This is a genomic window from Mesobacillus jeotgali, from assembly GCF_900166585.1.
GTDB classification, from domain to species: domain Bacteria; phylum Bacillota; class Bacilli; order Bacillales; family Cytobacillaceae; genus Mesobacillus; species Mesobacillus jeotgali_A.
Genome location: NZ_FVZC01000009.1, coordinates 251,268 through 274,018, shown reverse-complemented (window position 1 = coordinate 274,018; position 22,751 = coordinate 251,268). Strand labels below are relative to the sequence as shown.

Genomic DNA, 22,751 nt, shown 5'->3' with positions numbered 1-22,751 from the left:
GAAATAATCTTGTACTTTCATTTTATGTTAAACACAGCCAATTTGGAAATGAAATATGCACCCATTTTTACAAAAGGCTCATTTACCATTACCTCGTCTCTTTCGTGATATATTTTGCTCGGTAATACCACGAAATTCAAGGAAACTAATGCATATATAAAATTAAAGTATTCTTTACATTTTAGCAGAAAGCTTGCTTGATTTCAATTTGTCTGGCTGTCCAAGTTAACATTCTATCTGGATGGTTAAAAAATAAAGAAAAGCCCCCAAATGGGAGCTTAAGAATTATTGGCTGATTTACAGCAAAATATACGTTTAGTTAACTAAGCGCTGTGCTTCACGCAATTGGAAAGTACGGACTTTGCGTGGAAGGAAGCGTCTGATTTCATCTTCATTATATCCGACTTGCAGGCGCTTTTCGTCAATGATAATTGGGCGGCGAAGTAAGCCAGGATTCTCTTTAATTACCTCGAACAATTCCTGCAAAGGCATTGTTTCTAAATTTACATCAAGCTTTTGGAATGTCTTTGAACGTGTCGAAATGATTTCATCCGTTCCATCTTCTGTCATTCGTAGAATTTCTTTTATTTCATCAATCGATAATGGCTCAGAGAATATATTTCTTTCAGTGTATGGAATTTCATGTTCTTCAAGCCATGATTTAGCTTTTCTGCATGAGGTACAACTTGGTGAAGTGTATAAAGTGACCATTGGTAATTCACACTCCTTGGATTTACTTATATATTATTTGCTTGAAATAAGCTGTCATTTATTAAATAATAATAAGTTTTATTTTATAATTCATATTGATTATTATACACCATCGAAGGGATAAAAGGTATCCCTTTTCATTAAATTAGTCCGGGTAACTATGTAAGAATTTAGTTTCCATATTATATAACGAATGAAACAGCAAAAAGTTTCATTGAAATTAAAATTTTCATCACCCTCTGATTTCAATCTATATAAATATTCGTCCAATTCCACCCGGTTCTGTCCGTCAGAGAACAGTATCATAATTTAATTATATTTACCCTGGACTGAAAATAGTTAAACCACTTTCTGAAAAAAATTTTTATTCTCAATTAAAACCGCGAAATTGAAAACGCAACCATGGTTTTTGCACCAGGGTTGCGCTAATAATTAAATATCCTGAAGTAAATCATCCCGCTTGTCTTCGACTGTCAACACTTCGTCAACAGGCTGATATGACTCACCGTAGAATGTTTTGTCTTTGTAAGTATGAATCATATTATAAGTCTTTTTCATTGCTTGATAGACTAAATCCTCGGAAGCTTCATTTGGAGACCAATAAAGGATTTCCATTTCGTTTATCTCTTTTGTTGCCAGCGACCTTCGTCTATATCCGATTGTCCTGGCATGCTCAAACCCTTCCCTTTTGTAGAAGCGTAGACGTTTTTCAGTATCTGTATCTTCATAATTCACTGGCTCGACTTCCAGGATGATCGGCTTGCCCCTCTCCTTAAGCATGTCGATCAGTTTATGCCCAAGCCCCTGACCTCGAGTATCCTTAGAAACAAAGAGATAATCGATAAAAATAAAATCTTCGGTTTCAACATACATGAGGACATGGCCAGGTCCCTCGTCCTTATGATAGATTTCCGGACGCTCTTTTAAAAGTGTTTCCATATGTTCCTTTGATTTCATTTCCTCGATTGGAAAGTACTGATTCAATTTTTCATACCAATGCATTGCTTATCTCCTTTTCATTTTTATTCCATCCCGATAAGCACCCAGCTTTTCTTATATAAATATGATCATTATGCTTGTATTATTTTTTCTTTATAAAGTTCTTTTAATACGCTGACAATTCTTTTAAAATAAAGATGTACGAATCATGCATTTATATATACCACAATCATGGAATTGTGAAAAAAAAGGTGGAGGTTTATCATGGGCGGTTACATAATGGATTTAACAATCGTTGCTTTGCTGATCGTGGGAATTACCGCAACTATCGGTGTCATAACCAATGGAGTCGGCATCCGATTCTTTAGTGGGAATAAAAGAAATGAATTCGTCGATCAATCAACAAGACTGCAAAACGGTTGGAAAAATGTTGGCGGCAGCAAGAAATAGTTCCACATACCATATAATATTATAACTTATTTTTATATCCTTTATCTAATAATATGAAAAGCCCGGAAGGAGAGCATTCTCCATCCGGGCTTTTGCTTTACTGTTTATGGTGTGTAATCAACATTAGGAGTGTACCTGTTGCTAGCATTCCATAGCAAATACTCGTTGATTCCCTGATCCTTAAGGGCCCTTATCTGGTCTTCCACTTCTTTTTTGCCATAAACAATATAATTCCCGCTGCCAAGCCATGATGCTGTGAAATCCTGCAGCCATGGCCGGGAGACCGGCGGAGTCTTTAATTCAGCCAGTTTGTTTTTTTCCAATTTGGCATATTCCTCGACCAGCCGGTATGGTTGTGTGTCCGGTTTGGCAATACCGAAATAGGAAGTCCAATGGCTGGGGTAAATCATGGAGGAAATGACATCGACATTTTCAGAGATTTTCGAGAAGTTTTGGCCAATACCCGGAGCTTCCGGCAGTGTTGCCGTATATCCAAAGATATCAACGGAAACTTTTACATCATATGGTTTTAATTCTTCACGGGCATAAGCAACGAAATCTGTCACTGCTTTTACGCGTTTTTGGACATTATCCATCTCTACATCCTGATAATCTCCCATTGAATATTTCAAAGTGCTGTCACGTCGTTCGAATCCCTCTGGGAAACGTACATAGTCAAACTGGATTTCTTTAAAACCCATTTTGGCGGCTTCTTTTGCGATTTGGACATTGTATTCCCATACATCTTTTACAAATGGGTTGACGAAGGATTCTCCTCTGCCATTTTTCCAAACTTCACTTCCATCTTTAAATGACCATTCAGGCTTTTTTTGAGCAAGCGCAGAGTCTTTAAAAACAACCACCCTTGCTATTGGATAGATTTGCTTTTCTTCAAGTGTTTTTAAGAGTTTTTGAGTATCCTTGATATATGGTTTCCCAATTTCTTTAAAAGGAGAGTCCTCGCCAGGTTTGTATGTAAGGAATCCATGATCGTCTTTGATATCGATTACCATCGCATTAAGATCGGTGCTGTCGACCAATTTTGTAAGACTATTAAACTTTTCTCCTCCTGCTGAATTGCCTGTCACATAAATTCCTCTTACCGCGTCGGGATACTCGAAGTTATAGCCCGAATCAAACTTAAATCTGGGTATCTGTTTGGGAATTTCCCTGACCAGTGATTGATGTTCCCTGACAGGAAGTTTTTCTGCCTCATTTGTTTTTGACTCGGCAAAAACTGTTCCGCCTGCTTGAGATATAGAGGCAGCTAACAATGCTGCGGCTGCGATTTTTTTAATTTGCACAAACATCTCTCCCTTCAAAACGTGAATCTATTTGATATTTCTACCGAATAATACTATTTTACCCACTTTCGACAGATTTAGATATTATATATTCATATTTTCATATGGAATTTTTTCCTGTAATTTTTAAGCAGAAAAAAAGCGATCTCAAAATAAGAGATCGCTTAGATTATTTCACATATTGCTGTTGATATTGTTTGAGTTCTTTCTCAGAACAATATACATAATGCCCTGGAACAACTTCGCGCATTTTAACTTCTTCTCCGTCTGCATACATATGGACATTCGGATCATACGTTTTGCGTTTGCGTGTACGCTCAGATTCTGGATCTGGAAGCGGAATCGCAGACAGCAAAGATTGAGTGTAAGGATGCAATGGGTTTTTGTATAGTTCTTCAGCAGTTGTTAACTCAACCAGCTTTCCGAAATACATTACCCCAATCCTGTCACTGATATATTTTACCATTGAAAGATCGTGTGCGATAAACAAATATGTTAAACCTTTTTCACGCTGCAATTTCTTCATCAGGTTGACGACTTGGGCCTGGATTGAAACGTCAAGAGCGGAAATCGGTTCGTCTGCAATAATAAATTCCGGCTGAACGGCGAGTGCCCGTGCAATTCCGATACGCTGCCTTTGACCACCTGAAAATTCATGTGGATAGCGGTTGGCATGTTCTCTGTTTAAACCAACTGTTTCAAGCAGTTCATAGACCTTTTCCATTCTTTCTTGTCTGGTCTTAGCCAGACCATGAATATCAATGCCTTCCGCAATGACATCAGATACTTTCATCCTTGGATTCAAGGATGCATAAGGATCCTGGAAAATCATTTGCATGCTTCTGTTGAATTTCTTCAAATCTTTTTTGTTTTTCTTTCCATGAACATTTTCGCCCTTATACAGAACTTCTCCATCTGTCGCTTCATAAAGTCTGATAATTGTACGTCCAGTTGTGGATTTACCACAGCCTGATTCACCAACCAACCCAAGAGTTTCTCCTTTAAAGATATCAAAAGTAATTCCGTCAATAGCCTTGACTTCATTCGGTTGACCCATATTGAAGTATTGCCTCAGATTCTTTATTTCAAGAAGTTTTTCTCTATTTTCCATCAGCCAGTCCTCCTCCTACAGTTTATTTCGTGCCCATGAATTTACGCATTCTGCTCTTCACAGCTTCCGGTGGTTCCACCTTAGGAGCATCTGGATGCAACAGCCATGTAGCAGCATAATGTGTATCAGACACTTTAAACATTGGAGGCTGTTCTTCTAGATCGATTTGCATTGCATATTCATTACGTGCCGCAAAAGCATCACCTTTAGGCGGATGCAATAAGTTAGGCGGCGTACCAGGTATTGCATACAGTTCTTCTTCTTTGGCATCGAGGCTTGGCATGGAACTGATCAATCCCCATGTATAAGGATGCTGCGGGTTGTAGAACACTTCATCCACAGTACCTATTTCAACAATTTTGCCACCGTACATTACTGCCACCCGATCCGCTACGTTTGCTACAACGCCAAGGTCGTGAGTGATGAAAATAATGGATGTATCTATTTTTGTCTGCAAATCCTTCATCAGTTCCAAAATTTGTGCCTGAATCGTTACATCCAATGCTGTTGTTGGTTCATCAGCTATTAAGACCTTTGGATTACATGCTAATGCAATCGCAATAACAACCCTCTGTCTCATACCGCCTGAAAATTGATGTGGATATTGCTTGATTCTAATTTCCGGTTTAGGGATACCTACGAGCTTTAACAGCTGTAAAGCACGCTCTCTTGCCGCAGCCTTGCTCATATTCTGATGTTTGATCAGCGGCTCCATGATTTGCTTGCCGACAGTCATTGTCGGATTCAAAGATGTCATTGGATCCTGGAAAATCATTGAGATATCCTTACCACGGATTTTCTGCATTTGTCTGTCGGTTAATTTTGTCAGGTCTTTGCCATCAAACAAAATTTCTCCCTGAGTGATTTCTGAATTCGCTGGAGGCAGCAATCTCATGATTGCTTTAGTCGTTACTGATTTACCTGAACCAGATTCTCCAACTATAGCAAGGGTTTCCCCCTTCTTTAATTCAAAGTTCACACCGCGGATGGCCTTTACTTCGCCCGAGAATGTGTGGAAGGAGATATTTAAATCCTTAACTTCTAAAATATTTTCCATAATACATTCACCTGCCCTTTAATCGCGCATTTTCGGATCAAGCGCATCGCGCAATCCGTCTGCCAGCATATTGAACGTAATCATGATGATACTGATGACAACAGCTGGAATTATCATCTCATGTGGGTGCAATCTTAGCACTTTAAATCCTTCATCAATCAAGGTTCCAAGGGAAGCATATGGATCCTGAAGACCAAGACCGATAAAGCTCAAGAACGCTTCGAAGAAGACTGCATTTGGTATCGTGAACATTGTATTGATAATGATGACACCTGCAAGGTTTGGCAATAAGTGTTTAGAGATGATCTTGCCATCACTGTTTCCAAGTGTTTTCGAAGCCAGTACAAACTCCTGTTCCTTCAGCTTAAGCGTCTGGGCACGTACCACACGGGCCATTCCAACCCAACCTGTAATTGTAAGTGCAACGGTAATCGAAATGATACCTGGACGCAAGACTAGAATCATCAATATAACGACAATCATTGTTGGAATACCTACAAGAATTTCGGTAATCCTTTGCATCACATTGTCCAATCTTCCACCGTAATACCCTGATATCGCACCATAGGCAACACCAATGATCATATCAATAACCGCGGCTAATAGTGCAATGTATAAAGAGATTTGCGTACCTTTCCATACTCGCGTGAATAAGTCACGGCCTAAGGCATCGGTACCAAACCAATAATATTCATCTACTTTTTTGACCTCATACATGTTAATTTCTTTTCCTGCTTTATTTACCTTGACACCGTCAAAAGGAAGCCAGCTGATATTTTCAAGCCCCTGAATTCTAGGCGGCAAATTATTATGGCTTACTTTTTGAGTGTCAAACTCCTTGCCACTGATTACTGGTCCAAGGAAAGCCATAATGATAACTAAAGCCATAACTATTAAGCTTGCAAGCGCACCCTTATTTTTACGAACGCGCATCCATGCGTCCTGCCAGAAGGTTAAGCTTGGCTTATTAATTTCCTCGCTTTTGGCCGAATCGATTTCTGCCGGCCTAAAACGGTCTTTTGGAATCTTTGCTTCAAAGTCAGCCATTACTTATTACCTCCAGACAACCTGATACGTGGATCGATGATACCATAAAGAATGTCCACTACAAGGATGATAACTACAAACAATGCAGCAAATAAAATGGTTGTTCCCATGATAACAGGGTAATCATTAACTGTAATCGATTTTACGAACTGTTCACCAAGACCAGGAATCGCAAAAATTTTCTCGATTACAAGAGAACCAGTCATAAGAGAAATTGCTAAAGGACCTAGTACAGTAACTAGCGGAATGAGCGCATTTCGTAATGCGTGCTTGAACGCTATCTCAAAGAAGCTCGCACCCTTAGCTTTTGCCAGCATGATATAGTCTGAACCTAATACCTCGATCATTTCCGTTCTCATGAAACGGGCAGCAATTGCAATTGGCAATGCTGAAAGTGCAATAGTCGGCAGGATTGTGTACTCGAAACCTCGCCAGAAAAGAACCGGGAACCAGCCTAGCTTAACTCCAATAAAATACTGCAGTAATCCTGCAAATACAAAGTTAGGAATAGACTTGCCCAATACTGCGATGAAAGTAGAGCTATAATCGACCCATGTATTCTGTCTTAATGCAGCGAATATGCCAAGCAGAATTCCTACGACTGTACCAAGCAACATTGCTTGGGCACCCAGCTGCATGGAAGGTCCTAAACGCTTGATCATCAGATCAGTAACCGGGGTGTTATTAAACTGAAATGAGATACCTAGATCTCCTTGAAGCAAATTGCCAATATACTTAGCGTACTGCACAGGAACCGGCTGATCTAGACCATACTTGGCCTTCATGATTTCCATTTGTGCAGGGCCCAATTTATTCGCACTTGCAAAAGGCGTACCAGGAATGATTTTCATTAAGAAAAACGTAAGGGACGCTATTATGAAAAGAGTCAAAAACATATAAAGTACCCTTTTTAACAGGTATTTTGCCATATGGGTCCACCTCCTGTATTATTTCAATTTTCCCTATTGTTCGACAAATGCTATACAGGGAAAAAGAGAGTATATCTAGATATACTCTCTTTCTATCCTCAGAATCATTACACTCTGAAATAAGAAACTGGTTGCTTCAGTTTTTATTTTTCGCCTTCAATAGTTACCCACTGGAATGAGTAGTCAGGACCATAGTTGTAGATCGCAAGTCCTTTAACATTCGGGTTAAGAAGGATGTTAGCTGCACGCTGGTAAACAGGCGCTAGACCAGCATCTTCTTCAAGCATGATTCTTTCAGCTTCTTGCTGTGCTTCCCACTGAGCTTTTTCGTCAGTAGCAAGTTTGCCTTGAGCATCTTTAATCAGCTGATCGTATTTAGGGTTAGAGTATCCCATTCTGTTGCTTCCGCCATCAGTGATCCAAAGGTCAGTGAACGACAATGCGTTACCGTAGTCAGGGCCCCATCCTGCGAATTGTAGATCATAATCCATAGCGTTGTCACGCTCTAGACGAACTGCGAAAGGAACGCTTTCCAGCTTGATTGTCAAACCAGGAAGGTTAGTTTCCAATTGGTTCTTGATGTAAGCATCTGTTTTCTTAGCTGCTTCAGTGTCTCCACCAAGGTAGCGAAGCTCTAGCTTATCAACACCAAGTGCCTTAAGGCCAGCTTCCCAATGTTTCTTAGCTTCTTCAGCGTTGAATTTAATGATGTCGCCATTCTTTTCACGGAAGTCTTCACCATTAAGTGTTACGAAATCTTTTGGAACAAAGTAGTTAGCAGCTACTGAACCGTTGTTCAGGATGCTTGCAGCAAGGTCTTCTTTATTGAAGCCCATTGCAATTGCTTTACGGATATCTACGTTTTTAAGAGCTTCGTTCTTCTGGTTCATCTTGATCCAGAATACAGTTGGCTCCATCCAGCTAAGCATACGCTCGTCGCCTTCGTATGAAGGAACGATATCAGAAGATAGCAATCCAGTCATGTCTGTTTCGCCAGCTTCGAATGCGTTAACAGCAGAGTTTGAATCTTTAACCACGTTTACAGTGATTTTTTCAAGTTTAACTTTATCAGCAGCGTGATAGTTTTCGTTCTTTTCAAGTACCCACTCAGTAGCGTCAGTACCTTCCCACTTAGTCATCTTGAAAGGACCGTTGTAAAGTAAGTTTTCAGCATTGCTTGCGAAAGCTTCGCCTTTTTCTTCAACAAACTTCTGGTTTTGCGGATAGAATGTTGGGAAAGCGAAAAGGTCAGCCCAGTATACTACTGGCTTTTCTAGTGTTACTTCCAAAGTCTTTTCGTCTAGTGCTTTAACTCCAAGAGTATTAAGGTCATAATCTTGCTTTTTCGCACCAGCTTCAGTGATTTCTGCAGCACCCTTGATCTTGCCGCCCATCATGTAAGGACCATATGGAGAAGCAGTCTTAGGATCGATTGCGCGCTGCCAAGCAAAAACGAAGTCTTGTGCAGTTACAGGCTCACCGTTAGACCATTTAGAGTCACGAAGTTTGAAAGTGTAAACAGTCTTGTCTTCGCTGATTTGCGGCTCGCCATCTGCAAGTGCAGGAACTGGCTTGTGGTCCTGGTCTAAGCGGTAAAGACCTTCACCTACGTTGTTTATGTAAGTGAAACTTGTTGAACCTTCAGCTAGGACAGTGTCCATTGTTGGGATTTCAGAAGAATCCAGCATTCTTAATTCTTGTGGTACGTTAGCAGTTTCGCCAGTTGTACCTTCGCCTTCTTTCTCTTTTTCTCCAGTCTTTTCATTTCCGCTGCACGCAGTCAGAAATAAAGAGAATACTAGAGTCAAAATCATAAGAAATGAAAATTTTGACTTTTTCAAAGTTTTGCCCCCTCTTTTATTGTTGTTTTCTGAAAACTTTTTACATTCCCTATTATACATAGATTAAAAAAAATGTTCAATATTTTTACGAGAAAAATTTACAACATTGAAACAATAGTAATAAATTTCCTCTCTCATATATGGTATAATGGTGACTTATAAGCCTTTCTTCAATAAAATCAATATGTTGCCAATTGTAATATTTTAGTTTTTTGGTGTATTTATTCCTAATATTATTATTATGAAATAACAAAATAAGGGAGAATCCGTAATATGCGAAAAAAACTTGGGAAAATTTTTTGGGGATTTCTAGTTTCGCAAGCAATAGTTTTCCTCCTTTCATTGGTCTATCATGGTGAAATAACACTGCTTAGCTATATTAATATTATTTTTTATATTGCCAGCGCTCTCCTATTTACCTCTCTTTTAGTCTATACGGTGAATTCAGGATTTTTTGACACAATGTCCTACTCGTTCCGATCCGTTTTTGCCAGAAAAGAAGAAGGAGAGAAAAAAAAATCCTTTGAGGAAATGATTCCTCTATCTGAACTGGTCACTTTTAACGCAAATCCCCTATTAATAGTTGGTATTTTCAATTTAGCGCTGATGCTAGGAGCGCTTTATATTTACTACCTATAATAATAATGCAGATGCACTTGATTAACGTGAAACATTTGATTATAATCATTTTTAATAAATCATTAAAAGCGATGATGAAGAGTAGTACATTTGTTCAAGGCTTATCAGAGAGTTTGTGGTTGGTGGAAACAAACAGCCTGGCATGTGGAATGGACTTCTGAGCCCCTGTTTCGAAACTAAGTAGATACAGGCGTAAAATCCTGCGTTAAAGGAAGCCATGCAGCATTTGCATGGGCTGAGTGACTCATTCGTGAGTAATTAGGGTGGCAACACGGACCATTCGTCCCTACAAATTAGGGGACGAATGGTCTTTTTTGTGTTCTTTTTCTTCTGTTTCCGTGAAAAAGAACCAATATATAAGGAGGAATTTTTTATGCAAACCATTTTTTCCGGTATCCAGCCGAGCGGAACCATCACACTTGGCAACTACATTGGAGCAATGAAACAATTCACCGAATTGCAGGATGAGTATAATTGCTATTTCTGTATTGTTGACCAGCATGCTATTACTGTCCCTCAGGATCGGCTGCAGCTGCGCAAAAACATCAAGAGCCTGGCTGCTCTCTACATCGCTTCTGGTATTGACCCTGAAAAAGTTACTTTATTCATTCAATCAGAGGTGCCGGCGCATGCTCAGGCCGGATGGATGATGCAATGTATCGCATACATTGGGGAGCTTGAAAGAATGACCCAGTTCAAGGACAAATCCAACGGAAAAGAAGCTGTTTCAGCGGGACTGCTAACTTATCCGCCCCTTATGGCAGCTGATATCCTTCTCTACGGAACAGACCTGGTCCCTGTCGGCGAAGACCAAAAACAGCATCTTGAGCTAACAAGAGATTTAGCAGAACGTTTTAACAAAAAATACAACGATGTTTTCACTATTCCTGAAGTCCGCATTGCAAAAGTAGGAGCAAGAGTCATGTCCCTTCAGGATCCAACGAAAAAAATGAGCAAGTCCGATCCTAATGGCAAAGCATTCATTTCCATGCTGGATGATCCTAAACAGATCGAAAAGAAAATTAAAAGTGCTGTCACGGATTCAGAAGGCATAGTGAAATTCGATAAGGAAAACAAACCAGGCGTTTCAAACCTTCTTTCTATTTATTCAATCCTAACTGGCAAGTCTGTTGCTGACATTGAGAAAGAATATGAAGGAAAAGGTTACGGAGATTTCAAAGCAAATCTTGCGAAGGTTGTAGTGGATGTTATAGAACCAATTCAGAAAAAATACTATGAACTGGTTGACTCACCTGAACTTGATGAAATCCTCGATCTTGGAGCTGAAAAAGCAAACCAAGTCGCCAGCAAGATGATTAAGAAAATGGAAAATGCGATGGGTCTTGGCCGCAAAAGGAAATAAGCAAAAAGGAGCTGACTTAGTTCAGCTCCTTTCTTATATATATTTTAATTTACTTTCGGACCGTGCTCCATCTCCCATAGTTTTTCGAAGAACGCCTGTCCTTTTATGATGTTCTCGCAGAAATTCTCATGTTTTCCTGACCAGCCGTATTTTGTTTCTTCAAATAATCTTTCCCAGACCTGTTCAAAGGAAAGCTGCTGAATTTCTTCATATTGTTCGGGTTTCCATTCAGTGAACCAGTAACGGACTTCTGCTACATTCTTTGAAGAATTCAGCTGATCCATCGCCATGAACAACAATTGCTTCAATTGCCTTTCCTTCCGGGTCAAGCCTCTCATTAAATCAGGCGAAGGTGATAAGATGTGGAAATCCTTCAGGGCCGTTTGGTCGTTGAAGCCATAGTGAATTATATCCTGGTTTTCGATCATCTCATAGACTAGCTGTTCCTGTCTTGGAATCAGCCGGCTTTTTCGAATCGGAATATTATAGCCGATTGTATCCACAGCAAGAATTCCTGTCCCGTCCGATACAACGAAACAATAATCAAGCTGTGTACGCTCATGGTTTTTCCTCAAGTATGCCTTTCGGTAAATGTCATCCAGAAGCTGTTGAGGCAACTCAGATAGATCATTCTCAATGTAATTAAATAACAAATGGTCAATTTTCAGAAGCGGCACCTGATCCAGGAGCTCTACCCCATCATCCTTTCGCCATTCATGAAAATGGCAAACATTGTATCCATTCTCTTCCCCTTCGAACCAGTTTACCCAGACATCATGAAGATACAACATGATTTATAACCCCTCACTTCAAGAAACTGTTTGTCCATCAGTATGGGCAGCACTAAGTAAAATTATTCCTTAAAAGGAAGATCAATTTAATCATTACTTTCTGGCCAATATATACTTAACCAGATGACCCCAATCCCTGCAGGCAGCAGATAACACTCTACTCTTCCCAATATAAATTTTAAATACTCATCCAGGCCATGTCCCGCCGTAATCATATTAAGGTAAGCAATAGTGCTGATTCCCCCAGAGACGGCCAGTCCAAATCCTATCGTCAACACAAATAACCTAAAAATCATCAAATTGGCTCTTTTCATAAGTGAAATTCAGATCACCCAACGCTCTCACCCTTGCCTGTCCATTTTTTATCATATATATGAAGGAAGTCGGTTAGGAAGTACTGTATGTTACTCATATTTGGGGTTTAGGAATTTATTAAGTTTATAAGGAATATCTGACTAATTCTAAGGAATAAAATCAGATTTCAAGGAATATCCAGTTCAAACTCAGGAATATCTCAAGATTTTAAGGATTATCCCTTCTTTGTCAAAAAATCCTCACATTAAACAATAGGAGTTAACAGCATTTTGGAGAATATTCTTCTATAAAATAAGAAAAGGAGAGATGAATTTGTTTTATAAAGACAGAGACATACCTTATAAATTGAAAGCTGAGGAGGCTTTAATGCGGCGACTTAATGCAAATCACCCTAAGCTACCCTTAATTGAAGAAGAATACCGAAAAAACCTAGCAGGAATAAGAGGTGAAAAAGAACTTGATTACCACTTATCAAGTCTTAATGATACCTACCTAATTATTAATGACCTCAGGTTACAGCAAGGAATCCACTTCTTTCAAATCGACTCCCTCCTGATTTCCCCCAAAGTCTCCTTTATTATTGATTCCAAGAATATTGCCGGAACAATTATCTTTGACCATGAATTCAATCAGTGCATACGGTTTTTTAACGAAAAAGAAGAAGGCATCCGCGATCCCTTCACCCAAGTACAAAGACATATCAGATTATTATCACAGTGGCTTAATGAACATAAACTACCTGCATTAAACCTCGACTATCTTGTTGCCATTTCAAGGCCATCAACTATTATAAAATCCAAAGGAACTAACTCTTACAGTAACTTTCGAGTTGTTCATGCTGCCCATCTAATATCGAGGATTAGCGACTTAGAAAAACGTTATCCAAAAGAGAATACTTCTATTAAAGAGATTAAAAGAATAGGAAAACAGCTCGTGAAATATCATGTTCCCTATAAACCAAATATATTAGATACATATTCCATCCACCCTTATGATGTGAAAAATGGGGTCCAATGTCCGCAATGCAAGGCAATTCCTATGCAAAAAGTCTATGGCAGCTGGTATTGCCCTCTATGTCAAACTTTCTCTAAAACAGCACACATTCCCGCATTAAGTGATTATTACTTCCTCTATGGCTGCAACATTACACTCAGTCAATTTTCCGATTTTTTATTGCTGCCAAAATCAAAAAGGAAGTCCGCCTCTTCTTTTTTGATTTCTCTCAATCTCCCCTGCTCAGGCTACAAAAAAGGGCGGGTCTATGACCTTACCTCTCTGATCGAAAAATAGACAAAATAAAAAATCTACCTTTATATGGTAGATTTTTTAACGGCGTGATCTTGGATTCAATGCGTCCTTAAGGCCTTCACCAACGAAGTTGATTGACAAAATCGTAAGTGTAATGGCAAGGGCTGGCGGAATCCAGATCCACGGCTTTCCTTGTAGTACGTCTGGTTCATTTGCGAATGCTAGCATGTTGCCCCAAGAAGGAATCTCTGATGGAACACCGAACCCTAAGAAACTTAGTCCTGTTTCAGCGACAATCATGGAAGCGAAGAGAATTGTTGCCTGAACGATGATTGTGGAAAGGACGTTTGGAAGCAAATGCTTTGTGATTACTTTGAATGGTGAGCATCCGATTGAGATGGCAGCAAGAATGTATTCATTCTCCTTTTCGGCCAAAATCTTGCTTCGGACAATCCTCGCTACCCCGCCCCAGCTCAGCAAGCTGATAACCATGATCAGGATAACAAGACCATTGACTTTACCATGAAAAATTGTAGCTAATACGATAACGAATACCAGGAATGGGAAGTTCAAAACGAAATCAGTAAAACGCATAAGCATGCTGTCAACAAATCCGCCGAAATATCCTGCGATCGATCCTACAATCGTTCCAAAAATGATTACAAATAGTGTACAGCTGATTCCGACTAAAAGGGATACCCTTCCGCCGTATAACAATCTTGTAAAAACGTCACGGCCGTTTTTGTCCGTTCCAAGCCAATGTTCTGCTGATGGCTTGAGGGACATTGAGCCGATATTGATTTTAGTAATATCAATTGTTGTGATGTACGGAGCCAGGAAAGAGACAATCATTACGAAAATCAAGAAGACCAGACTTGTCATCGCCAACTTGTTTTTGATGAATTTTCTTCTTGCGATGGCCCAAGGAGATAAACCTTTTTCTGGCTTCAGGTTAATCTGTGTGTTTTTAGCTGTTGAAATTTCCATAGCCATCCTCCTTAATCAAGCCTGATCCTCGGATCAACGATTCCATATAATATGTCTGCAATCAGATTTCCAAACAATGTCAAAAATGAGAACATCATTGTCAGTGTCATCAAAACAGGATAGTCTCTTTGACTGACAGAATTCAAGAATAATTGACCGATTCCAGGATAAGTGAAAATCGTTTCCGTGATGATTGCACCGCCAACTAGTGCGACGATATCAAATCCAAGGAATGTAATCAGCGGGATGATTGAGTTGCGTAAAATGTGCTGATTGTAAATCTTCTTTTCAGGTGTTCCTTTAGCTCGTGCCGTTCTTACAAAATCCTTACGGCTGTTTTCTATAATGTCATTACGCAGGAATTGCGTATAGCTTGCAGTACTCAGTAATCCTAAAACAAGTGCCGGTAAAAATACATGATGGATTCTGCTGATCCAGTAGGCGGATGTTCCTTCTGCTACCGAAATATCAACTGATCCATTTGACGGGAACCATCCTAAATTGAATGAAAAGAAATAGATTGCAAATACACCAGCAACAAATGAAGGTAATGCAAGGCCTATATAATTCGCGGTGCCTATTAAATTATCGCCAAGTGTATATGGCTTTCTTCCTGCGTATATACCCATGATAAATGCTAGGATATACGTGATTAAAATACTGGAGAAACCTAGGAAAATAGTGTTCGGCAAACGTTCTCCGATGATTTCACTTGCCGGGATTTTATAACGGGTTGATTTTCCGAAATCCCCCTCCATGAAGTTTGTGATCCATGTGAAATATTGTTCGTGGATTGGGTCATTGTATCCGAGTTTCTCGCGCATCTCTGCTATGTATTCCGGATCCGTGTTGTTTGGATCGATTTCCCCACTGAGGGAGTCCCCTGGCATGAGCTTCGCCAGGGAAAACACTACAATGGAGATAAGGAAAAGCATAGGAATCATGCCTAGTATGCGTCGTAAACTGTATTTAAGCATATGCATTCTCCTTAACTGAATAAGTGGTGCTTAATTATTGCTTGATCCACCACTCATGGAATGAGTTAGGACCTGAAACATCGTACTTAACGCCTTGAACACGCTTAGAAACAGCCATTACTTCTTCAAGTTCTGCGATTGGAAGAGCTGGTACTTCTTCATTGAAGATCTTCTGCCATTCAGCATACAGCTGTGCACGTTTCTCAGTGTCAGTTCCTACAACTTCAAGATCAACAGCATCTTCAAGAAGCTTTTGAGCTTTATCATTTACCCAGCGTGGGTAGTTCCATACAGATTCAACGCCCCATAGTGGAAGTGGATCTGGGTCAGCGCCAGTTCCCCAGCCGCCGTAGAATACTTCGATTGCAGGATCATCTTTTTCAAGCTGATCGTAGTATAGGTTAACGTCAGTCATTTGAAGCTCAGACTTCAGACCAACTTCTTCCCAGTATTGAGTCATAGCTTTTGCACGCGCTTCAAACGTTGGGTTTCCAGTTGCATAGTGAGAGAACTTAACAGTGAACTTTTCACCCTTTGGATCTTCACGGAATCCATCTCCGTCTTTATCAACATATCCAGCTTTGTCAAGAATTTCTTTTGCTTTTTCTGGGTCGTACTCATATTGAACAGGCATATCTTCGTTAGGTGCAGCAATCCAGTGTGATGTAGGGATTGGACGGTTTAACGGCTTTCCTAGTCCGCTGAAGAACGCTTTTACCCACTCTTCACGGTTGATTGCATAAAGCATAGCTTGACGAAGCTCTTTGTTTTGGTACTTTTCTTTGTCCATAACGTTTTTCTTGCCATCGTATTTACCTAATTTGAATCCAATGTAGTAGTAAGATAAGCCAGGATATTTTACAACTTCTACATTATCCAATGCTTCGATTTCTGGAAGAACTGTTGGGTGGAACGGAGTCATATCAAGAGTTCCGTTCTTAAGTTCACCAGTTGTAAGGGAAGTATCGATAACTTTGACAACGATCTTTTCAATATGCGGCTTGCCTTTCCAGTAGTCTTCATTACGAGTAAGCTCTACTGATTCACCAGGGATAACCTTTGTTACCTTGTAAGCACCTGTACCGACAGGCTTAGTGCGGACTTGCTCGGAAGCCGCCATATCCTTTGGAGCGATTCCTTCAAATTCCTTGCGGGAAAGCGGATAAGCCCAAACGTTTTCAAGGTTGTTTACACGAGCTTTGTCAAAAGTAATTTTCAAAGTATAGTCATCAACAACTTCAAGACCAGAGATCTTGTCAGCCTTTTTCTCATTGAATTCCTTAACACCTTGGATTGTGTTAACATTTGACCAGCGCTGGTGTTCTCCACCAAGAGTAGCGATTGTCTCGATAGCGAATACCCAGTCATTAACTGTCAATTCTTCGCCATTGTGCCATTTTACGCCTTTTTCAAAAGTGAAAGTGAAAACTTTGTTATCATCAGTTTTCCAGCTAGCGATGTTTGGTTCTGCTTTAAGGTTTTCATCATAGTCGATCAATGGATCGTCGAAGAATGCGATGATGTCATCGTCTCCGTCAGCATCGTAGAAGTTCCAGTTCAAAAGGCCTTTGAATTCAGAACTTAAAGCGTAAGTCAATGTACCGCCATCCTGCGGCTTACCTTCTGCAGCTTTGTCTCCATCTTTCGGATCAGCAGTTGTCTTTTCTTTTTCTCCTCCGCTGCATGCAGCAAGGAATGTTGATAAAACCAATACTAGCATAGCTAGCCAAAGCAATGGTTTCTTCATGGTTTTCCCCCCGTTTTTCTTTTATTTTTTGTAAAAATTATCCCCTAGTAAAGGTGGCAAGCAACTTGATGTCCTGGCTTCACCTCCTTTAAAGCTGGCTTTACCTGGGAACATTCTGCCATCGCTGCTGGGCAGCGCGGGTGGAACGGACACCCTGTCGGAGGGTTAAGCGGACTTGGCACATCCCCTTCCAGCACAATTCTTTCCTTTTTCCTGCGCGGATCCGGCATTGGAATGGCTGAGATCAAAGCCTGAGTATATGGGTGGAGCGGCTCAGCATACATGCTGTTGCGATCAGCAATTTCAACCATATTGCCGAGATACATAACGCCGATCCGGTCACTCATATGCTTAACGACACTAAGGTCATGAGCGATAAATAAGAAAGTCAGATCAAATTCCTTTTGAAGCTCTTTTAATAGATTCAGAACCTGGGATTGCACTGATACGTCAAGCGCAGACACCGGCTCATCCGCGATGATGAGTTTCGGTCTTAACGCCAGCGCCCGGGCAATACCGATTCTTTGTCTCTGTCCGCCGGAAAATTCATGGGCGTATTTATAGTAGGCATCTTCAGGAAGACCTACCCTGGTCAATAAATCTATTACTTCTTCCTTCAAGTCCTTCATGCTGACATTCTTGAAGTTCCGGATGGGTTCAGAAACGATGTCACCAACCATCTGCATCGGGTTCAGCGAAGCATATGGGTCCTGAAAGACCATTTGGATATCCTGGCGGATCGCCTGTAATGTCTTTCCTCTTAATTTAGTGATATCCTTTCCTTCAAAAATGATTTCCCCATCTGTGGCATTCAGCAGTCTGATGATTGTTCTTCCCGTTGTTGATTTGCCGCAGCCTGATTCTCCAACGAGCCCAAGTGTTTCACCCTTTTTAATTTCAAATGATACATCATCAACAGCCTTGACATTGCCAACTGTCCGGCGGAAGAATCCACCTTTTACAGGGTAATAAGTTTTGAGATTCTTAATCTCCAGCAAATTCTCTTTTTCTATTAAAGGTGTATTGCTCATTATGCCCTGACTCCTTCTTTTGGCATACTTGCTTCATATAGAATGCACGCCACTTCATGACCTTGTTCGACCTCTCCAAGCTGTGGAGTGATGCTTGTACACTCTGGCATTGCTTTCGGACATCGGTTTGCAAATCGGCAGCCGATTGCCGGCATGTTCTTAAGCGAAGGGACAATTCCTTTGATTGAGCTTAACTCTTCTTTGTCCTCATCCATCTTGGGGATGGCTCCCATCATCAGTTCAGTATATGGATGCTTAGGATTATAAAAGAGAGTATCGACATCGGCGCGTTCCACGATCCTGCCGGCGTACATTACGATGACCTCATCGCACATCTCTGCCACTACACCAAGATCATGCGTGATCATGATGACAGACATATCATTAACTTCCTGAATGCTCTTTAGCAACTCAAGGATCTGGGCTTGTACAGTAACATCCAATGCGGTTGTAGGCTCGTCCGCAATCAGAAGCTTTGGCTGGTTTGCGATAGCCATTGCGATCATGACCCTTTGTCTCATGCCGCCGGACAATTGGTGAGGGTACTCATCAACAATCTTTTCAGGCCGGGAAATACCAACACTCTTCAGTAAAGCAACACTCTTTTGTCTTGCTTCTGCTTTAGAAATCTTCGTATGGTTGAACAATACTTCCTGCAGCTGAAACCCAATCGTGAAAACCGGATTCATCGATGTCATTGGTTCCTGGAAGATCATTGAAATATCACGCCCGCGGATTTTGTTCATTTCCTTTTCGGACATCTTTTCAAGATGAATGCCTTCAAAGATAATTTCGCCGCCATGGATTTTGCCAACCCCTTTTGGAAGCAGCTGCATAACCGAGAGGCTCATTACTGACTTTCCGCACCCTGATTCGCCAACAACCCCGACAATCTGTCTTGGTTTGACAGCGAAACTCACCTTGTCTACAGCGTTATAGTATTCTCCATCGATATTAAAAGCTGTTTCAAGGTTTTTGATCTCTAACAAAGGTGCTTCTTTATGTATTGAATAGTTGCTCATTGGGACACCTTCTTTTTAAAAAATAAAATATTCAGGAAATTCGATATATTTTAATAAAATGTTATTACAGTTTTATTACATTTGCAATACTTATTTTTCAATTGGGAAATTTATAAGTTTTCATAATTTATAAAAAACCCCGTAATAACTGGGGTTTTTTATGCTAGAAAAAAGTTTAAAATTTTAACGGCTTTGTGAATTCACGGGCAGGAATAGAAAATGAAGCTTTTTCAGAAAAATTTCCATATTGCTTATATTGTTTTACGATTTCGTATCCCATTGCATAACCCAGCAGTCTAGGTCTGCTCCCCAAGCCAAATAAAATTTGATCGTGTTCACGGTCATTTCTGGTTATCGACAGTTTTTTTGAAAGGTCATTAATCCAATATCCTTCCAGGGTTTTTGTCGAATACCGCCTGCTCCATTCGCCAGTATATTTCTCGCCGCAATGAGTCGCTACTGCATGTTCCGCAAGCCCTTCCAAAATGATTGAATCAAGCAAGGTGTATTCATCTGGACTCTTCTTTTGGGCCTGCATCCTGCATACATGGTGATATTCGTGAACAAACAACGCTTCGAGATCTTTCATATCATCTAGTGGTGTCAGAAAAATAAACATTTTATCGATAAAGGATAAGCCAGACTTCCCTTTTCCTTCCTTCATCAATCTTGAATTCGCCGAATCCATTGGAAATAGGAAGATAGGAATATCAGGACCATTCCATTTTGTTTTGTATTTACGAAAAACCTTTTCAGTTTCCGGCCAAAATTTCTTAGCCTTTAATTCTTCGAATATCTTTTTACTTTTGCGGTCCGGCCTGTACATGCCAAAGTTTTTTAAATAGCCGTATACTTTCTTCGCATCAACATCATCTTCAAAATAAGCAAGCAGCTTTTCACAAATATTTTGCGGCCTGTTAAATTCTGTTTTCAGCCATTCGTCCGTCCTCACTACCCCATCTTTTTCCCCCCGAAGAATTCAACTTTACAGCTATATTATGAAAACAATTGCCAGTAGTTCAGAGAATGGCATATTTCACCTTAAAATTTTTTTCTCAATGCAAAAAGCCAGGGAGGTTCCTGGCTTTAGAGGGTTTTATCTTTCATTTTTAAAATCAGAAATCACTCGTTTATCTTAGGGTCAAGTGCATCCCTCAATCCATCCCCCACAAAGTTGAAGCAAATGACAGTCAACAGGATCATCAATCCCGGTCCAAGCGGGTACCACCAGGATTTTAGCAGGATGGTAAAATTCTGTGCATCCTGGAGCATATTTCCCCAGCTTGCATGCGGGGGCTGAATTCCCAGACCCAAATAACTCAATCCTGACTCTGCCAGAATAACATAGCCTACTGCCAGTGTAGCCGAGACGATGATCGGACCCATTGCATTCGGAAGGATATGGGAGAAAATGATCGTAGGCGTCTTTGTTCCAATCGTTTTGGATGCGAGGACAAACTCTCTCGACCTTAAAGAGAGAAATTCACCTCTGACTAATCGGGCGGTAGTTGTCCAGCCCAACAGTGCAAATATCAAAATTAGCTTATCCACTCCCGGCTTGAAAATCGTTACCAGTGTAATCAATAAAAATATAGATGGGATAGAAAGAATGATATCGACAAATCTCATGATCATCGCATCAACAATCCCGCCAACATACCCAGCTACAGCTCCAAGGAAGGTGCCTATCGTTATCGAACCAAGAACAGAAGCGAAGCCGACTAATAGGGAGATTCTTGCTCCATATAGAAGCCTTGAAAATACGTCTCTGCCAAACCTGTCTGTCCCAAGCCAGTGCTCGCTGTTTGGCGGCTGTAATTTCAGGAGCAGGTTCTGCTTGGAAGGTGAGTAAGGGGCAATAACTGGTGCTAACAGAGCAGCAGTTATGATGATGATCAGGAATATCCCCCCAAATATGGCAAGCTTGTTTTTCATGAACTTCCTGACAATGATTCCGAGCATTGTATCATGTGAGGTTTTGACACCGTGCATTTCCAGGCTGCCAGATTGATTTCCAGCAAGATTTGTTTTTGCCATATTTACCTCCCCTTAATACTCGATCCTTGGATCAAAAATTGCATAAAGGATGTCCGCGATCAAATTACCGATAACGACAAACACTGCCGAAATAACAGTCAAGCCCATTATTACCGGGTAATCCCGCTGAAATGCAGAATCTACGAATAACAAGCCAATTCCTGGCCACGTAAAGATTTTTTCAACAATTACCGCTCCGCCAATGAAGGAAGGTATCATTAATCCAAAAATTGTGATGACCGGAATCAGTCCATTCCTGAGACCGTGTTTATAAATAACTTTATTCTCCTTAAAACCCTTCGCCCTCGCTGTCCTTATATAATCCTGTTTAATCACTTCCATCATGCTCGATCTCGTATACCGTGTCAGGCCTGCCATATCAGCCGCAGCCAGAACAAATGCCGGCATGATCAAATGGTGGATTCTGTCCCAGAAGCTGAATGGTGCATTCAAGGTCGCAACCCCACCAGTTGGAAACCAATTATTCTGGACAGCAAAAAGCATGATCAGGATCAAGCCCAGGAAGAAGTTTGGTGTTGCTACGCCGAGAAAGGAAGTCACGGTTACTGTATAATCAAGCTTCGAGTACGGTCTTGTGGCAGATATGACTCCAAATGGGATGGAAATCAGCAGGGCCAGCAAGGTCGATACGACCATTAATAATATCGTATTCGGCATCCTATTCATGATCATTTCTATTACCGGAACTCCTTTTCGTATCAGTGAGGTCCCGAAGTCCCCTTGAAGCATTGCTCCCAGCCATTTCAAATACTGGATATGGATTGGATCATTGAGACCGTATCTTTCCATGAATCTGGCCTTGTCTTCAGGGCTGATGGTCGGATCCATCATCAAGCTGGCAGGATCTCCCGGGGCCAGCTTCATAATGGCAAAAGAGACGATCGTAATGCCCAGCAGCAAAGGAATGGCCATAAGTATTCGGCGAATAATATAAGATAGCATGGCAATTCTCCTTTTAAATTTAAGAGATTTTAAGAAAAGCGTAAGCGCCTCGGTCAGCCCCGACAAGCGTTGCCCGCCTTATAACGCCACGTCCTGTGCTGGCGGGTCTGGCACATCGTGTGCCACTGAGGGCCGACCAGTGAAGTCGTTCTATGACTTCATTGGGCGGACCGAAATCGAAAGGAAAGCCGACTGCCCAGAAACGCAGAAATTGGAGACTCCGGCAAAGAAGCGCTCTTTGC

General features: G+C 40.7%; 22 protein-coding genes and 1 other annotated feature. Of the genes, 4 read left to right on the top strand and 18 right to left on the bottom strand.

What is annotated here, in order from left to right; all coding sequences use genetic code 11:
- Nucleotides 1-315 precede the first annotated feature (315 nt).
- Nucleotides 316-711: a transcriptional regulator SpxA gene (gene spxA / locus B5X77_RS11370; RefSeq protein WP_079508109.1), complete on the bottom strand. Its 396-nt coding sequence runs from the start codon at nt 709-711 to the stop codon at nt 316-318.
- A 432-nt stretch (nt 712-1,143) separates the two neighbouring features.
- A complete protein-coding gene (locus B5X77_RS11365) occupies nt 1,144-1,713 on the bottom strand; it encodes a GNAT family N-acetyltransferase (RefSeq protein WP_079508108.1) in 570 nt (189 codons plus the stop codon).
- 201 nt (nt 1,714-1,914) lie between these two features.
- On the opposite strand from B5X77_RS11365, the gene B5X77_RS11360 reads away from it, so the two are divergent.
- Complete coding sequence (locus B5X77_RS11360) at nt 1,915-2,100, top strand: hypothetical protein (RefSeq protein ID WP_079508107.1); 186 nt, start codon at nt 1,915-1,917, stop codon at nt 2,098-2,100.
- A 104-nt stretch (nt 2,101-2,204) separates the two neighbouring features.
- Here B5X77_RS11360 and B5X77_RS11355 read toward each other — a convergent pair whose 3' ends face one another.
- The 6 genes from B5X77_RS11355 to B5X77_RS11330 form a co-directional block, all read right to left on the bottom strand.
- Entirely contained in the window at nt 2,205-3,410 is a 1,206-nt protein-coding gene (locus tag B5X77_RS11355; protein ID WP_176167303.1) for a putative glycoside hydrolase, read from the bottom strand.
- 163 nt (nt 3,411-3,573) lie between these two features.
- The gene (locus B5X77_RS11350) at nt 3,574-4,515 is read right to left on the bottom strand and encodes an ABC transporter ATP-binding protein (protein ID WP_079508106.1); all 942 of its coding nucleotides are present in this window, start codon (nt 4,513-4,515) and stop codon (nt 3,574-3,576) included.
- Nucleotides 4,516-4,537: 22 nt separating this feature from the next.
- A complete protein-coding gene (locus B5X77_RS11345; RefSeq protein WP_079508105.1) occupies nt 4,538-5,572 on the bottom strand; it encodes an ABC transporter ATP-binding protein in 1,035 nt (344 codons plus the stop codon).
- An 18-nt stretch (nt 5,573-5,590) separates the two neighbouring features.
- Nucleotides 5,591-6,619, bottom strand: coding sequence for an oligopeptide ABC transporter permease (opp3C, locus tag B5X77_RS11340; RefSeq protein ID WP_079508104.1), 1,029 nt, complete (start codon nt 6,617-6,619; stop codon nt 5,591-5,593).
- On the bottom strand, nt 6,619-7,548 hold the full coding sequence (gene opp3b / locus B5X77_RS11335; protein ID WP_079508103.1) for an oligopeptide ABC transporter permease: 930 nt from the start codon (nt 7,546-7,548) through the stop codon (nt 6,619-6,621). Before opp3b ends, opp3C begins: the two co-directional genes overlap by 1 nt.
- Before the next feature lie 143 nt (nt 7,549-7,691).
- Entirely contained in the window at nt 7,692-9,389 is a 1,698-nt protein-coding gene (locus tag B5X77_RS11330) for a peptide ABC transporter substrate-binding protein (protein ID WP_079508102.1), read from the bottom strand.
- 273 nt (nt 9,390-9,662) lie between these two features.
- Here B5X77_RS11330 and B5X77_RS24010 point away from each other — a divergent pair, with 273 nt between their 5' ends.
- Both B5X77_RS24010 and trpS read left to right on the top strand, forming a co-directional pair.
- Nucleotides 9,663-10,028: a DUF3899 domain-containing protein gene (locus tag B5X77_RS24010; RefSeq protein WP_079508101.1), complete on the top strand. Its 366-nt coding sequence runs from the start codon at nt 9,663-9,665 to the stop codon at nt 10,026-10,028.
- A 62-nt stretch (nt 10,029-10,090) separates the two neighbouring features.
- Nucleotides 10,091-10,319, top strand: a binding site (T-box leader).
- 82 nt (nt 10,320-10,401) lie between these two features.
- Nucleotides 10,402-11,391, top strand: coding sequence for a tryptophan--tRNA ligase (gene trpS, locus B5X77_RS11320; RefSeq protein ID WP_079508100.1), 990 nt, complete (start codon nt 10,402-10,404; stop codon nt 11,389-11,391).
- A gap of 44 nt (nt 11,392-11,435) precedes the next feature.
- On the opposite strand, the gene B5X77_RS11315 is transcribed toward trpS, so the two are convergent.
- Nucleotides 11,436-12,182, bottom strand: a complete 747-nt coding sequence (locus B5X77_RS11315) for a YjbA family protein (RefSeq protein WP_079508099.1) — start codon at nt 12,180-12,182, stop codon at nt 11,436-11,438.
- Between the two features lie 86 nt (nt 12,183-12,268).
- Entirely contained in the window at nt 12,269-12,478 is a 210-nt protein-coding gene (locus tag B5X77_RS11310; protein WP_079508098.1) for a hypothetical protein, read from the bottom strand.
- Nucleotides 12,479-12,809: 331 nt separating this feature from the next.
- Between B5X77_RS11310 and B5X77_RS11305 the strand changes: the two genes are divergently transcribed.
- The gene (locus B5X77_RS11305; protein ID WP_176167302.1) at nt 12,810-13,787 is read left to right on the top strand and encodes a nuclease-related domain-containing protein; all 978 of its coding nucleotides are present in this window, start codon (nt 12,810-12,812) and stop codon (nt 13,785-13,787) included.
- A 36-nt stretch (nt 13,788-13,823) separates the two neighbouring features.
- On the opposite strand, the gene opp4C (B5X77_RS11300) is transcribed toward B5X77_RS11305, so the two are convergent.
- The 8 genes from opp4C (B5X77_RS11300) to B5X77_RS11265 all read right to left on the bottom strand — a co-directional run bounded on the left by opp4C (B5X77_RS11300) (nt 13,824) and on the right by B5X77_RS11265 (nt 22,509).
- Nucleotides 13,824-14,732, bottom strand: coding sequence for an oligopeptide ABC transporter permease (opp4C, locus tag B5X77_RS11300; RefSeq protein WP_079508096.1), 909 nt, complete (start codon nt 14,730-14,732; stop codon nt 13,824-13,826).
- A gap of 11 nt (nt 14,733-14,743) precedes the next feature.
- Nucleotides 14,744-15,709 carry an oligopeptide ABC transporter permease gene (opp4B, locus tag B5X77_RS11295; RefSeq protein ID WP_079508095.1) on the bottom strand — a complete coding sequence of 322 codons (966 nt, stop codon included), beginning with the start codon at nt 15,707-15,709 and terminating at the stop codon, nt 14,744-14,746.
- A 34-nt stretch (nt 15,710-15,743) separates the two neighbouring features.
- Nucleotides 15,744-17,456: an oligopeptide ABC transporter substrate-binding protein gene (gene opp4A, locus B5X77_RS11290; RefSeq protein ID WP_079508094.1), complete on the bottom strand. Its 1,713-nt coding sequence runs from the start codon at nt 17,454-17,456 to the stop codon at nt 15,744-15,746.
- A gap of 44 nt (nt 17,457-17,500) precedes the next feature.
- Nucleotides 17,501-18,487, bottom strand: a complete 987-nt coding sequence (locus tag B5X77_RS11285; protein WP_079508093.1) for an ABC transporter ATP-binding protein — start codon at nt 18,485-18,487, stop codon at nt 17,501-17,503.
- Nucleotides 18,487-19,509 carry an ABC transporter ATP-binding protein gene (locus tag B5X77_RS11280; protein ID WP_079508092.1) on the bottom strand — a complete coding sequence of 341 codons (1,023 nt, stop codon included), beginning with the start codon at nt 19,507-19,509 and terminating at the stop codon, nt 18,487-18,489. The genes B5X77_RS11285 and B5X77_RS11280 overlap by 1 nt, the downstream gene beginning before the upstream one ends.
- A 175-nt stretch (nt 19,510-19,684) precedes the next feature.
- Nucleotides 19,685-20,461: a DUF2268 domain-containing putative Zn-dependent protease gene (locus tag B5X77_RS11275; RefSeq protein ID WP_257391791.1), complete on the bottom strand. Its 777-nt coding sequence runs from the start codon at nt 20,459-20,461 to the stop codon at nt 19,685-19,687.
- A 170-nt stretch (nt 20,462-20,631) separates the two neighbouring features.
- Nucleotides 20,632-21,501 carry an oligopeptide ABC transporter permease gene (gene opp4C / locus B5X77_RS11270; protein ID WP_257391881.1) on the bottom strand — a complete coding sequence of 290 codons (870 nt, stop codon included), beginning with the start codon at nt 21,499-21,501 and terminating at the stop codon, nt 20,632-20,634.
- Between the two features lie 57 nt (nt 21,502-21,558).
- The gene (locus B5X77_RS11265; RefSeq protein WP_079508090.1) at nt 21,559-22,509 is read right to left on the bottom strand and encodes an ABC transporter permease; all 951 of its coding nucleotides are present in this window, start codon (nt 22,507-22,509) and stop codon (nt 21,559-21,561) included.
- Between the last annotated feature and the right edge of the window lie 242 nt (nt 22,510-22,751).

Coding starts and splice junctions, on each gene's coding strand:
- opp3C (WP_079508104.1), bottom strand. CDS start 6,619: ATGGCTGACTTTGAAGCAAAGATTCCAAAAGACCGTTTTAGGCCGGCA.
- opp4C (WP_079508096.1), bottom strand. CDS start 14,732: ATGGAAATTTCAACAGCTAAAAACACACAGATTAACCTGAAGCCAGAA.
- B5X77_RS11355 (WP_176167303.1), bottom strand. CDS start 3,410: ATGTTTGTGCAAATTAAAAAAATCGCAGCCGCAGCATTGTTAGCTGCC.
- B5X77_RS11285 (WP_079508093.1), bottom strand. CDS start 18,487: ATGAGCAATACACCTTTAATAGAAAAAGAGAATTTGCTGGAGATTAAG.
- B5X77_RS11315 (WP_079508099.1), bottom strand. CDS start 12,182: ATGTTGTATCTTCATGATGTCTGGGTAAACTGGTTCGAAGGGGAAGAG.
- opp3b (WP_079508103.1), bottom strand. CDS start 7,548: ATGGCAAAATACCTGTTAAAAAGGGTACTTTATATGTTTTTGACTCTT.
- opp4B (WP_079508095.1), bottom strand. CDS start 15,709: ATGCTTAAATACAGTTTACGACGCATACTAGGCATGATTCCTATGCTT.
- opp4A (WP_079508094.1), bottom strand. CDS start 17,456: ATGAAGAAACCATTGCTTTGGCTAGCTATGCTAGTATTGGTTTTATCA.
- B5X77_RS11280 (WP_079508092.1), bottom strand. CDS start 19,509: ATGAGCAACTATTCAATACATAAAGAAGCACCTTTGTTAGAGATCAAA.
- B5X77_RS24010 (WP_079508101.1), top strand. CDS start 9,663: ATGCGAAAAAAACTTGGGAAAATTTTTTGGGGATTTCTAGTTTCGCAA.
- B5X77_RS11265 (WP_079508090.1), bottom strand. CDS start 22,509: ATGCTATCTTATATTATTCGCCGAATACTTATGGCCATTCCTTTGCTG.
- B5X77_RS11350 (WP_079508106.1), bottom strand. CDS start 4,515: ATGGAAAATAGAGAAAAACTTCTTGAAATAAAGAATCTGAGGCAATAC.
- spxA (WP_079508109.1), bottom strand. CDS start 711: ATGGTCACTTTATACACTTCACCAAGTTGTACCTCATGCAGAAAAGCT.
- trpS (WP_079508100.1), top strand. CDS start 10,402: ATGCAAACCATTTTTTCCGGTATCCAGCCGAGCGGAACCATCACACTT.
- B5X77_RS11310 (WP_079508098.1), bottom strand. CDS start 12,478: ATGATTTTTAGGTTATTTGTGTTGACGATAGGATTTGGACTGGCCGTC.
- B5X77_RS11360 (WP_079508107.1), top strand. CDS start 1,915: ATGGGCGGTTACATAATGGATTTAACAATCGTTGCTTTGCTGATCGTG.
- B5X77_RS11345 (WP_079508105.1), bottom strand. CDS start 5,572: ATGGAAAATATTTTAGAAGTTAAGGATTTAAATATCTCCTTCCACACA.
- opp4C (WP_257391881.1), bottom strand. CDS start 21,501: ATGCACGGTGTCAAAACCTCACATGATACAATGCTCGGAATCATTGTC.
- B5X77_RS11365 (WP_079508108.1), bottom strand. CDS start 1,713: ATGCATTGGTATGAAAAATTGAATCAGTACTTTCCAATCGAGGAAATG.